The organism is Ruminococcus sp., assembly GCF_016287535.1.
In the GTDB taxonomy this organism is placed as follows: domain Bacteria; phylum Bacillota; class Clostridia; order Oscillospirales; family Ruminococcaceae; genus Ruminococcus.
Window position 1 is genome coordinate 69850 of sequence record NZ_JAEFAJ010000009.1, and the last position, 12559, is coordinate 82408.

Sequence of the window (12559 nt, forward strand, 5' to 3'; positions counted from 1 at the left end):
ACAACCAAAGTGTAATTTATATTTTGACAATCAAATCACTCCCTTATAAGCAATGAAAACGTCGGGCGTTTTCATGTATATCACGACCTTTCGGTAATACTGTTCAGTCCGCGTGCTTCATTATGGCTTTCAGCAGACCGAGGAAAGCGGAGTGTATAAAGGTGCGGACGGCAATGAGAGCGTGTCCGCCCATAAAAAAGTATTTAACGTAACCGTAGAAGGTTTCGCCCGGAGCTCCGGCGCTTTTTTCAGAAAGGGCTGACAGATAGGGCTCAACGGTGCTGTTCCCGAAGGTGACGAACTGCACGAAAAGCGATAGCAGAAGCGCTGTCGTAAAGCAGAGATTGAGCCATGCGCTGTCAAGACCGGCAAGTCCGGAGACAGGGTGTATATATCTTGTGAACAGGGCTATACCTACTACGGACAGGACTGTACAGACGGTCATGCGTATAAAAGGGGAGCTGCTGCCTGACTTGGCAGGGCTGATAAAGCCGATGTACAGCATGAGCAGTGAGAACAGAAAGACCGCAAGTCCGAGACTGAGGTAACCTATAGTTCTTTTCATTGTCCGTCGTCCTTTCCAAAATAATAAAAGCCCCCGAACAGCGGAAAACTGTCCGGGGGCGAAGTTACTCGCGGTACCACCCCGATTTGCCGGGCTGAGCCGACCTTTTGAAGCTGTAACGGGCGCACCCGACCGCACCTACTTCCTTTCAATGCGGCAACTCCCGAATGTAGGTCACTGTACGCCGTCATTCCCTCACACCTTACGGGAACTCTCTGTATCGGGCACTGCACAGGTTTTATTCGTTCACAGTATTTGTACACTTAATAATAGCATATCTTTTTTTTCTTGTCAAGAGTTTCGTTAATGCGTAATTCGTAATTATTGTAGGGGCGCTTTACGAGCGCCCGTGATAATATATAGGATAGTTTTGTGAAAATGCAGAAGTCAGCAATAAATAAAGAGTTAAGCTGATAGCCGCAATAATTGCACAATAACTGAGCCCCGTTTTTTTGCAATATGCAGTCCCTCAAAAAATAATCCAATGGCTTCCCGTGGGATTTTTTCCCGTTCCGGACTGCGTATACAAGGGAATATATAAAAGAAAGAACTTTAAATGATTTATTTTTTGCCTGACACTTGAAATTTGACATGGTTTGGTATATAATAAATTATTATAGTTTATCGGGAGGAAGAAATAATGAGTTCCAAAATCGGATTTGACAATGAAAAGTATCTCAAGACCCAGTCAGAGCATATCAGGCAGCGTATCTCGCAGTTCGGCGACAAGCTTTACCTTGAATTCGGCGGAAAGCTCTTCGACGACTTTCACGCTTCAAGAGTGCTTCCCGGCTTCAAGCCTGACAGTAAGCTGCAAATGCTCTTACAGCTGAAAGACGACGCAGAGATAGTCATTGTCATCAATTCTGATGATATCGAGAAAAACAAGGTAAGAGGAGACCTCGGCATAACCTATGATATAGATGTTATCCGTCTTTTCAACGTCTTCACGAAGATAGGACTTTACGTCAGCAGCGTAGTTCTTACCCGCTATGACGGTCAGCCCACGGCAGACGCCTTCCAGAAGCGCCTTGAAGCTCTCGGCGTAAGAGTTTACCACCACTACAGCATAAAGGGCTATCCTTCCAATTTACAGTACATAATCAGCGACGAGGGCTATGGCAGGAACGAGTACATAGAGACCTCCCGCAAGCTCGTTGTCATTACCGCTCCCGGTCCCGGAAGCGGAAAAATGGCTACCTGCCTTTCCCAGCTCTACCATGAGCACAAGAGGGGCATTAATGCCGGTTACGCCAAGTTCGAGACCTTCCCCATATGGAACCTTCCTCTCCGCCACCCTGTAAATATCGCTTACGAGGCGGCTACTGCCGACCTCAACGACGTTAATATGATAGACCCCTTCCACCTTGAAGCCTACGGACAGACTACCGTAAACTATAACCGTGATGTGGAGATATTCCCTGTACTTAACGCTATGTTCGAAAAGATACTGGGAGAGTCTCCCTACAAGTCGCCTACGGATATGGGCGTAAATATGGCAGGCAACTGCATAGATGACGACGAGGCTGTTTCCGAAGCCGCAAGACAGGAGATAATCCGCCGCTATTATACAGGTATGTGCGAGTACCGAAAGGGTCTTATTTCCGAGGACGAGGTAATGAAGCTGGAGCTTCTCATGAAGCAGGCTAATGTCACAGTCGAGGACAGAAAGGTAGTATCCGCGGCACTTGACAAGGAAAAGGCTACGGACGGTCCTGCGGCTGCTATGGAGCTTCCGGACGGTACGATACTTACGGGACGCACATCGAACCTCCTCGGAGCGGTATCGGCTCTGCTCATAAATGCACTGAAGCATTTTGCGGATATAGATGATGATATACCGCTTATGTCGCCCCATGTTATCGAGCCTATCATGGCTTTGAAGGTGAACCACCTCGGCAACAGCAATCCGAGAATGCACACCGACGAAACTCTTATCGCACTTTCCATATGTGCAAATACCGACGGCAACGCAAAGAAGGCTATGGAGCAGATATCGAAGCTCCGCGGCTGTGAGGTGCATTCAACTGTTATACTCTCTCAGGTGGACGAGCGTATCTTCAAGAGACTGGGTATAAACCTCACCTGCGAGCCAAAGTACGAGGCATAAACAATTAAAGCTCCCATACTTTATAAAGCATGGGAGCTTTTTTATTTACTGTCTGTCAGGCTATGTCACTGTGCAGAGAAGGAATCCTTTCCTGCTGCGCAGAGAGGACATTCAAAATCATCAGGAAGATCCTCGAACTTTGTTCCGGGAGCTATTCCCTGATCCGGAGCGCCGAGCTCTTCGTCGTATTCCCATCCGCAGATATCGCAAACGAACTTCATTTCCACACCCCCTTTTGGTGGCTTTTCAAAAATTATAACATTTCACACGGGGTATGTCAAGAAGCTTTTGTCAGCCCTCTATCTGCTTTGACAGGAACTGGGCTGCCGCATTTATCAGACTCTTGTGAATGTCGGCTGCCTCCTTTGACTTTTCGCAGGTAAGAAATACCACCGCTCCCGAAACATCGCCTGCGGTGATTATCGGGACGGCTGCTATAGCGGTCCTGTCAACTCCTTCAGCCGGAAAGAAACTGTTGGTGTTCCCGTCCGGACAGAAGAACTGTCCGCGGTTTTCCATCAGCTCTTCAAGCTGTCCTGTGACCCGCCGCTCAGAGAACTCTCTCCGCGCTGCTCCTGCTGTTGCGACAACATGGTCTTTATCAAAGATCAGTACGGGACAGCCCGATATCTTATGCATTATATCCGCTACATATCCGGCGTTTTCACTCATTTCACTGATGGCGGAGTACTTCTTGAAGATAACTTCGCCTTCGCTGTTTGTATAAATTTCAAGCGGATCGCCCTCACGTATACGCATTGTCCTGCGTATTTCCTTGGGGATCACTACTCTTCCGAGATCGTCGATTCGTCTGACGATGCCTGTTGCTTTCATTTTGTATTACCTCCACAAATAATAGGTTGCGGTAATATTATCTGCGGAAAGAGCTGGATTATACGGAGAATAAAGCGGAGCCGGTTCAATAATTTCAGCTGTATCTGATATCAGCTGTTTTTTTGTCCGTGGAGCTACGGTTAAATTGATTGTTTATTGATATGGCATATTACTTGTAGCGTTGGCATTTGGTTGAATAATAGTCAGTGGTATTATGTGCAATTTGTGAACACATACAAAAACGGGCAGCATTTTTTGGTTCTGGCTTGACATTATTATCATATTTGTATTATAATAATAATCGGTAAAGTTTATGTATTACTGTGCGTATATTGTATACAAAGTAATACGAACTTTATAAAAGGGCTCTATGAGATAATATGAAAGAATGCGAGGATCTTAAAAGTGCATAAGGACGAAATGGAAAATTATATCGACTTGAAATCTCTGTTTTCACTCATAATAAACAAGTGGTGGATAATCATACTTGCTGCGCTGGTGGGCGGCGGTGCGGCTTTCGGCTTTTCAAAGCTGTGTATGCCGCTGAAGTATTCTTCAGAGCTTGCAATGTATGTACAGAGCTATACTACTTTCAATGAGAATCCGGAGCACAATTACAATAATATCAACAATTCCAAGCAGCTTATAAATACATATGAAAAAGTGCTCGTTGACAATGCGGTGCTTAATGATATCGGCGAGAAGCTTACCGAGACATTTGACGAAGGCGTTATCGCAGACAGCTTTGCCGTTTCAGACGGCAGGATCTCTCCTGCTTCACTTCGCAGTTGTATAACCATCACTTCTCCGACGGATACCAGTGTGCTGAATATGACCGCGGTGACAAAGAATCCTGAGCTTTCCGCTGCAATATGCAACAATATGGCGCTTGTTGCTCCTGACTATATTCAGAGAGCTGTCGGCGTAGGTGAGATCAATGCCATAGATACGGCGAAGGTGCAGTACAATCCTGTTTCGCCGAATGTAAAGAAGAATACCGCTCTCGGCGCGTTTGCGGCTGCTTTTCTTGCTGTCGTTATCATAATACTCATCGACTTTTTTGACAATACCGTTAAAGAGACGGAATGGCTCAGCGAAAAGTATAAAAAAGCTATCATCGGTGAGATACAGCAGTTCGAGCAGGAAAAGAAAAACGACAAGGCTGACAAGCACATAAGGCTCACCGACAAGGACGTTCCGTTCGCTGTCGTTGAGAGCTACAAATCCATAAGGACAAATGTAAACTTTGCGCTTTCTCCTTTTGAGAAGAAGGTCTTTACAGTGTCGTCTACAAGTCCGGCGGAAGGTAAATCCACGACCTCCGCGAATATTGCTATCGCACTCGCACAGGGCGGAAGCAAGGTCCTTCTTATAGACGGAGACCTCAGAAAGAGCGTTCAGCATAAAATATTCGGTGTAAGAAACAGAAAAGGTCTGTCAACGGCTATAGGCAAGATGGCTGACATTGACGAATGTATAGCCAAGGACGTCATGGAAAACCTTGATGTTATGCCGGCAGGTCCGATACCGCCGAACCCTTCGGAGCTTCTCGCTTCAGAGAATATGACCTCTATACTTGAAAAGCTCAGCGAGAGATATTCGATAATCATTATTGATACTCCTCCTGTAAATGTGGTCACAGATTCCATGGAGCTTGCAAGGAATGTCTCTGGTACGATCATGGTAATACGCTACGGTGATACCACTACTGACGATGTTGATGAAGCGATGAAGAAGATAGAGTTCTCAAAGATGAATATGCTCGGATTCATTCTGAACGGCGTAAAGACAAAGCACAAAGGCAAGTATTATTCAAAGTACAAGTACAAGTATTATAAGTATGACAAGGGCTACGGCTACGGTTACGGAAGCAAGCCCGATGAGACCGACGATGAGGAGGGCGATTCTCAGGAAATAAAAAAAGAAAACAGGAAAACAAATACAAATAAAGGAAACCAAAACAATAAAAGCAAAAAGAAAAAAGGCGGAAAATAATGCTAACTGAATATCATTGTCATGTACTTCCCGGTCTTGACGACGGTTCCCAGAATCTGGGAACATCACTTGCTATGCTCGAAATGATGAAGGATCAGGGAGTCAAAAGAGTTGTCTTTACTCCACATTTCTACTGTCACAGGGAAGAATCGGTAGAGAGCTTTCTCGAAAAAAGACAGGCTGCTTTTGAACTGCTCAAAGAAAAGTCACCTATAAAGAATATGCTGCTCGGAGCTGAGGTGGCTGTCGAGAACGGCATATCAGATGTAAAGGATATCGAGAAGCTGGCTATAGAGGGCACAAGCATCATGCTTATGGAGCTCCCTTATCGTAAATACGAACAGTGGATGTCTGAGGAGATGTACAATATCTCCGTTGAGTACGGTATAGATATAATGCTTGCTCACATTCATCGCTACGTTGATTACTGTAACGATGATGAAATTGAATCCCTTATCTTTTCAAATGCTATAATGCAGGTGAATAACGACGCTTTTTCACATATAAAAGAGAAAAAGCTTGCCAAACGCATAATCGACGAGTGCGACAGCTTCGTTTTCGGAAGCGACTGTCACAACATCGACGACAGAATGCCTAACTGGGACGTACTGAAAAGAAAAGTCAGCGAATCAGAGCTTGAATTATCTGACGGTATCATAGAGAACTATTCCTGTGTACTCCATCGCTGATACAGAGAAAAGCGCTGCCTGCAAGGGCGGCGGAAAAACATGAAGAATAGATATCCTCTGCGGGAGCTCCTGCGGAGGATATTTTTTTCGGCAGCGGTTATTGAGTACACATTATGTATTACTTTTATCAAAATGGTAATTCGTTGATGTGGGTGGACTTTCTTATGGAAGTATAGTGCTGAAAGATGTTTTGATATCCACAATCTTCACATTGTGGGTTGACATATCACAAAATTTATGGTAAAAATTAAACATGAGATTGTTTTTTATTTTTTTTAAAGGAGGAAAAGAGAATGAGAAAAAGGATTTCTATTCTTACGGCAGTGATAACCGCGCTGTCAGCGCTGGGAGCTATGCCTTCCGTTGCTGCCGACAATGACTATCTGCTTCACAGCACTTTTGAAGATGGAAGTGAACAGTGGAGCGGCAGAGGCTCTGCTTCTGTAAAGGTAGTCACAGGCATTTCACGCTCGGGAGAATGTTCGCTTAAAGCAAGCGGCAGAGCGAGTGCCTGGAACGGTGCTACTGTTGGACTTGGTTCTGACTTCAAGGCTGGTCAGGATTATGCCTTCAGCGCCTATGTAATGAATGAGGAGGAAGCTTCGGAGAATTTCTACCTGACACTGCAGTACAGTGACGGAAGCAGTACAAAATATCCTAAGATCGCAGAAGTTACCGCTGAAAAGGGGCAGTGGGCTCATCTTGAGAACAAAAGCTTTACGATCCCGGATGGAGCTTCTGACATTCAGCTCTATATCGAGTCTGAGTCAAGCAGGTGCGACTTCTACGTTGATGAAGTAGTGGGTGCGAACAGCGGTACAGAAATAGGGGAGCCGTCAGCACCTGTTGCAATGCACAAGGGCGATATCAACTATGACGGACAGATAGACTGCTATGATGTCGTGCTGGCGAGAAAAGGTCTTATCAGCGGTATTGAGGACAAAAAGACCCTCAAGGCTGCCGACGCCGACAGCAACGGCGTTTTTGAGCTCAATGACGCTCTGTTAATTACTAAGTTCATACTCGGTACTATCAGTGAATTCCCTGTGATCGAACCGGAGATCGTTCCCGGTCAGCAGAAATACACCATGGAGGAGCTCACTCAGATGGTTCAGGATTCACTTGTAAACAACGAGCCGAATGATTCACACATGGAAAAGAACGGAGTGAAGTACGGCACTATAAAGAAAGAGACCTACTTCTCCAAGAAGGCTAACAAGAACAAGCCCTACAATATCCTTCTTCCCGCAAACTATGACGAGAGCAAGCAGTATCCTGTACTCTACGTTCTCCACGGTTTCTTTGAGAATGAGGACCGTATGATAACTACCGGAAACGGACAGATGTATACTCAGCAGATCATAGGCAATGCTATCGCTTCCGGCGAGGCAAAGGATATGATCGTAGTCGTACCGTTCGTATTCACAAGCGCTACTATGAATGACGCTACAGGTTTCGCGGATCAGGGCTCGAACGAGGGCTACGACAACTTCGTAGACGATATAGTTGACAGCCTTATGCCTCATATCGAGAGCAAGTACAGCGTAGCCACAGGCAGAGAGAATACGGCTGTTACAGGCTTCTCAATGGGCGGACGCGAGTCTCTCCAGATCGGTATGAAGTACGGCAGCAAGTTCGGTTACGTGGGAGCAATATGTCCCGCACCGGGCACACAGGGCTCATTCAAGTGGAACAGCGCCGATGAGACACCGTATCTTATCATGATAACCGGCGGTACACAGGACGATGTTGTCGGACTGAATACTCCTGAGGGATATCATAACAACTTTAAACAGAACAACATACCTCATGTATGGCACGTTGTACAGAACGGTCACCACGGTGACGACTCTATCCATTCACATCTCTACAGCTTCGTAAGAGGCATATTCCAGGCAACTGAGGGAACTGTAGCTCAGTCGTCAACGGTAACTACCGCTAAAACAAATACGGAAAAAACCACAACGACCACAACTACAACGACCCAAAAGACCGGTACTTCAAGCGGTCAGCTGAGATACACTATGGAGGAGCTTACCAAGATAGTGCAGAATTCGCTGGTAAACAACGAACCGAATGATTCTCATAACAAGAAACAGGGAGTTCAGTACGGTACTATCAAGAAGGAGACCTACTTCTCAAAGAAGGCAAACAAGAACAAGCCCTACAATATCCTCCTGCCCGCAAACTATGATTCAAGCAAGAAGTACCCCGTGCTTTACCTGCTTCACGGCTTCTTCGAGAACGAGAACCGTATGATTACACAGGGCAACGGTCAGATGTATACTCAGCAGATCATCGGAAACGCTATAACTTCGGGTGAGGCTAAGGATATGATAGTAGTCATACCCTTCGTATTCACAAGCGCTACGATGAATGACGCTACAGGCTTTGCGGATCAGGGCTCTAATGAGGGCTATGACAACTTCGTTGACGATATCGTTGACAGCCTCATGCCTCATATCGAAAGCAAGTACAGCGTTGCTACAGGCAGAGAGAACACAGCTGTAACAGGCTTCTCAATGGGCGGACGCGAGTCTCTCCAGATCGGAATGAAGTATGGTGACAAGTTTGGTTATGTAGGAGCTATATGCCCCGCACCGGGCGCTTCGGGCTCATGGAAGTGGAGCAATCCTGATGAGACACCTTATCTCGTTATGATAACGGGCGGTACTCAGGACGATGTTGTAGGACTGAACACACCTGAAGGCTATCATAACAACTTCACAAAGAACAATGTACCTCATGTATGGCACGTTGTAAACAATGGACACCACGGTGACGACTCTATCCATTCACACATCTATTGCTTCGTAAGAGGAATCTTCCAGGCAACTGAGTGATAGTGCAAAAGCCGGCAGTTTGGCTTTGCGATAACTCAAACGCACATAATTTACGGCAAAATAAACACAGCAGATCTGAGACAGTAATATTACTCAGAACTGCTGTGTTTTTATTTATTAATAGAATGTAAAATCGCGGAATCTTCTTGTATTTATTTCAAAAGTATTATATAATATCCTTATCATGATATAAGGAGGGATCACTATGATGATCAGAAAAATGATAGCTGCAATATCAGCTGTCGCAATTATGGGTACCTCAGCGGCTTACAGCGGAGCTCCGTACAGCTTTTTCAGCTCTTATGCCGCAGAGACAGAGGAACAAATCTCAGAGGGCTGTGCGATGATATCTATCATCGCGCCGCATGACAAGCTTCCTGAGGGACTGACCGCGAAACTCGTGGAAATTAAGGGGGAAGAAAGAAAGGTACTGGCTGAATGGGATCCTGCAAAATCCGATATACAGACCTTCTCAAAGCTCAGCCTGAGCGATGATACCAGCTACAAGCTGATGATCGAAAACATTCCGGAAATCTACTATCTCCCTGAGGAGTCGGATATTATACTTGAAAACAACGAGCATACTGATAAATTAGTGATATGCGGCTACGATCTTTCAGAATATTACAGATCAAGTTACTCAAAAAACAATGAACCCCGGTTTTCAAGACGTATTGTCATTTCCGGGAGCAATTCTTCATCCGGCATATTCAATGCTGAAAAAGATGAGATCGAAGAAGCGTATGTAAAAGACGATCAGGGCTTCAGATACATAAACGCCATTTCTGACACCTCTTCTTTCCTGACGCTGCCTGACGGTCATTATACCGCTTATGTAAAGCCTGCGGAGAAATACCGTTTTGTGAAGAATAATTCCGAGACTGAAGCACGCATTGTATCACTCTCTTCATTTACATCTGACTGGTACAGGGATCATGCCCGTGATTACTTTGACTATGATTTTTCCAAGGGAATAGAATTCAATGTAAAGAATAGTGAGGCAGACAGAAAAGCCGAATTCTACATTGAGGAAGCTCCGACTGCCGAAAACAGCTGTTCAGCAAAGATATCTGTCATTGACGAGGATACGGGAAAGCCCCTTGAAGGCTGCGTTCTTCAGTTAAAGATCAAATCCATTTCGTCCGATCCCATAAAATGGTTATCAGGAGAGCAGCCGATGGAATTCGACGATCTCCGTACCCTGAACTCAGACTATGAGCTGTCAGTGAAATACCTCCCCGCATACTATACAGCCGAGACCGATCACTCCTTCCGTTTCACTGAATCCGGAGAACACGAGGATATCGTTATAAAGGCAAAGCGTACGGTTTCCGAGGAAGAAGCGGCAACACTTAAAAAGGTGGAGCTTCCCATGGAAGACCCGGTGCCCGTTGACAGCGAACACTGCGCAGTTACGATAGCAGCTTATGACATCAATACCTTTCTGCCTCCGGAAAAACTCACCGCATTGATCGTAAAACGTGCAAATGACGAAAAAAATACCGAGACCGAGCTTGCAAGCTGGGATATGAGCGAAGAGCCCGTAAAGACTTTCACTGACATAGAATACGATCCCGGCACCGCATATTATTTAAGGTTCCCGTCAACAATGAACTCGTATAATAATGACGGCAGGATAGAGCTTGATTTCAAAAAGGGCGGAGATACCGACAAAATAGCTGTACCTCTCTATGGTCCATATATGTACGGCAATGTAAATGTTGACTGCTTTATCTGCACTCAGAAGAATAACGTCACAAGCTACGAAAGCGTATACAACTACGGCTTGAAGAACTTCCCTCTTGAATCCTACGGTATTTATGACGATAACGGCTACAGATACTGCTACGCTTCAGGATTATCATCATTTCAGCTGGGCAACGGCGCTCTGCCGGACGGCGAGTACACCTTCAGGATAACTCCAAAGGAAGGCTACAGGATCCTGCAGACAGGCAGTGAGTATATGTGCGTAACATCTTTGCGTGAAAGATTCTCACTCGAAGAGCTTGAGCAGAATTATGAAAAAGGCAGCAACGGTATCAGATTCAAGGTCGAGAACGGCTTGCTGCGTAAAAAAGTCATTATCCTTATCGAAGAAGCTCCTACAGCTGAAACTGCCTGCTCTGCCGATATATCAGTAGTTGACGAAGCGACCGGCAAACCATTAAACGATGTTCAGCTCAAATTTGTATGCGCAAAAAACAACAGCTACTCCTATTCGTGGAACACGACAGATATACCCGTGATGAAATACGACAATCTTCTGTATACAAACAGCGCTTACAAGGTCGTTGTAAATAACGCTCCCAAGGGCTATGAATACTCTTCACAGAGCTATCCGTTCTCGTTCACGGAATACGGACAGCATGAGGATATTGTAATAAAGCTGAAAAAGGTACTTTCACTCGGAGATGTGAACGGAGACGGTATCACAGACGCCGTTGACGCTTCAAATATCCTTAGATACTATGCGCTCATATCCACAGAGCAGGACGGAGAATTCACAGATGTACAGAAAGAGGTCGCTGACGTAAATAATGACGGCGAGGTAAATGCCGTGGATTCTTCAAATATACTTGCATATTATGCTTACGCTTCAACTTCGGACGAAACCATAAAAACTATGGAAGAATTTATAAATAAAAAGTAAATTAAACGTACAAAACGTGACATTTACCTGCACCAGTAAAAACGTAATATGACAAAAAGCCTCCTATGGTATAACAGAAACCATAGGAGGTTTTTCTGTGGAAAGAAGTTACAGACACATATGAAAAAAAGGCTTTCTCCACGAGTTGTTGCATATTTTACACCAAATGAAAACAGCCCCCATCCAAACTTAGGATAGGAGCTGTTGTAACATTATAGACTTTTTTATAAAACTTCAGCTTTCAGATAAATTCTGCTCCGACTCTTTTGTTTCGCTGTTATCATTTTTTCAGAGGCCTTGTCTGCAACAGCTCCTAAAACAGTCGGCAGAACATTGGATATGATAGTTATCATCGCTGCGATCTGTTTTGCTTTTATAATTCCCAATGCATTGTTGATGAACGTATTGCTTATTACAGAAGAACTCGATCCGCAGCTTTCAGCTGCAAGCATTACAGCAAACATCAGCCTCTGATTTTTATTCACTGATTTTTCATCAAAGCACTTGACTTCTGCGGGATTATCTGCCACAACTATTGCTGTTGATATAAGTTATTGCATTATTTACTCCCCTGCAAAACATTAATGATCATAATCCAAAGATACTTCTGACAATGGATAATGATCATCCCGTATCATATATTGGGATCAGACAGAAATATGTCCCTGAATGGTTACTGGACAAATAAAAAATGCCGGCCACTGGATTAGTGACCGGCACTTAAATTATATTCTCACTGAGATCAAACGCGTGTATGGATCTGACCGCCTGCAAGAGTCTTGCCCTTTGCAGCTGCCATATCAGAGATATTTACATTCTGATAACCATTCTGAGCGAGCCATGGGAGAACTTCCTCCATAGCTGCTGCTGTTG

At 44.9% G+C, this 12559-nt stretch carries 9 protein-coding genes and 1 other annotated feature; of the genes, 5 read left to right on the forward strand and 4 right to left on the reverse strand.

Annotation, left to right across the window (positions count from 1 at the left end):
* Positions 1-103: 103 nt before the first annotated feature.
* Positions 104-565, reverse strand: a complete 462-nt coding sequence (locus tag QZZ36_RS05705) for a hypothetical protein (protein ID WP_295078196.1) — start codon at positions 563-565, stop codon at positions 104-106.
* A 51-nt stretch (positions 566-616) separates the two neighbouring features.
* Positions 617-824: a binding site (T-box leader), on the reverse strand.
* A 381-nt stretch (positions 825-1205) separates the two neighbouring features.
* On the opposite strand from QZZ36_RS05705, the gene QZZ36_RS05710 reads away from it, so the two are divergent.
* Positions 1206-2675, forward strand: coding sequence for a DUF1846 domain-containing protein (locus QZZ36_RS05710; RefSeq protein WP_295078199.1), 1470 nt, complete (start codon positions 1206-1208; stop codon positions 2673-2675).
* A gap of 65 nt (positions 2676-2740) precedes the next feature.
* Here QZZ36_RS05710 and QZZ36_RS05715 read toward each other — a convergent pair whose 3' ends face one another.
* Positions 2741-2896 (reverse strand): rubredoxin, encoded by a 156-nt coding sequence (locus QZZ36_RS05715; protein WP_295078202.1) that lies wholly within the window; start codon positions 2894-2896, stop codon positions 2741-2743.
* Positions 2897-2966: 70 nt separating this feature from the next.
* On the reverse strand, positions 2967-3509 hold the full coding sequence (locus tag QZZ36_RS05720; RefSeq protein WP_295078205.1) for a stage V sporulation T C-terminal domain-containing protein: 543 nt from the start codon (positions 3507-3509) through the stop codon (positions 2967-2969).
* Between the two features lie 405 nt (positions 3510-3914).
* Between QZZ36_RS05720 and QZZ36_RS05725 the strand changes: the two genes are divergently transcribed.
* The 4 genes from QZZ36_RS05725 (at position 3915) to QZZ36_RS05740 (ending at position 11686) form a co-directional block, all read left to right on the forward strand.
* On the forward strand, positions 3915-5504 hold the full coding sequence (locus tag QZZ36_RS05725) for a polysaccharide biosynthesis tyrosine autokinase (RefSeq protein ID WP_295078208.1): 1590 nt from the start codon (positions 3915-3917) through the stop codon (positions 5502-5504).
* Entirely contained in the window at positions 5504-6193 is a 690-nt protein-coding gene (locus QZZ36_RS05730; protein WP_295078211.1) for a CpsB/CapC family capsule biosynthesis tyrosine phosphatase, read from the forward strand. The genes QZZ36_RS05725 and QZZ36_RS05730 overlap by 1 nt, the downstream gene beginning before the upstream one ends.
* Before the next feature lie 293 nt (positions 6194-6486).
* Positions 6487-9036: an alpha/beta hydrolase-fold protein gene (locus tag QZZ36_RS05735; RefSeq protein ID WP_295078213.1), complete on the forward strand. Its 2550-nt coding sequence runs from the start codon at positions 6487-6489 to the stop codon at positions 9034-9036.
* A gap of 205 nt (positions 9037-9241) precedes the next feature.
* Positions 9242-11686, forward strand: coding sequence for a dockerin type I domain-containing protein (locus tag QZZ36_RS05740; RefSeq protein ID WP_295078216.1), 2445 nt, complete (start codon positions 9242-9244; stop codon positions 11684-11686).
* 224 nt (positions 11687-11910) lie between these two features.
* Here QZZ36_RS05740 and QZZ36_RS05745 read toward each other — a convergent pair whose 3' ends face one another.
* The gene (locus QZZ36_RS05745; RefSeq protein WP_295078219.1) at positions 11911-12216 is read right to left on the reverse strand and encodes a hypothetical protein; all 306 of its coding nucleotides are present in this window, start codon (positions 12214-12216) and stop codon (positions 11911-11913) included.
* Positions 12217-12559: the final 343 nt, after the last annotated feature.

Coding starts and splice junctions, on each gene's coding strand:
- QZZ36_RS05705 (WP_295078196.1), bottom strand. CDS start 565: ATGAAAAGAACTATAGGTTACCTCAGTCTCGGACTTGCGGTCTTTCTG.
- QZZ36_RS05710 (WP_295078199.1), top strand. CDS start 1,206: ATGAGTTCCAAAATCGGATTTGACAATGAAAAGTATCTCAAGACCCAG.
- QZZ36_RS05715 (WP_295078202.1), bottom strand. CDS start 2,896: ATGAAGTTCGTTTGCGATATCTGCGGATGGGAATACGACGAAGAGCTC.
- QZZ36_RS05720 (WP_295078205.1), bottom strand. CDS start 3,509: ATGAAAGCAACAGGCATCGTCAGACGAATCGACGATCTCGGAAGAGTA.
- QZZ36_RS05730 (WP_295078211.1), top strand. CDS start 5,504: ATGCTAACTGAATATCATTGTCATGTACTTCCCGGTCTTGACGACGGT.
- QZZ36_RS05735 (WP_295078213.1), top strand. CDS start 6,487: ATGAGAAAAAGGATTTCTATTCTTACGGCAGTGATAACCGCGCTGTCA.
- QZZ36_RS05740 (WP_295078216.1), top strand. CDS start 9,242: ATGATGATCAGAAAAATGATAGCTGCAATATCAGCTGTCGCAATTATG.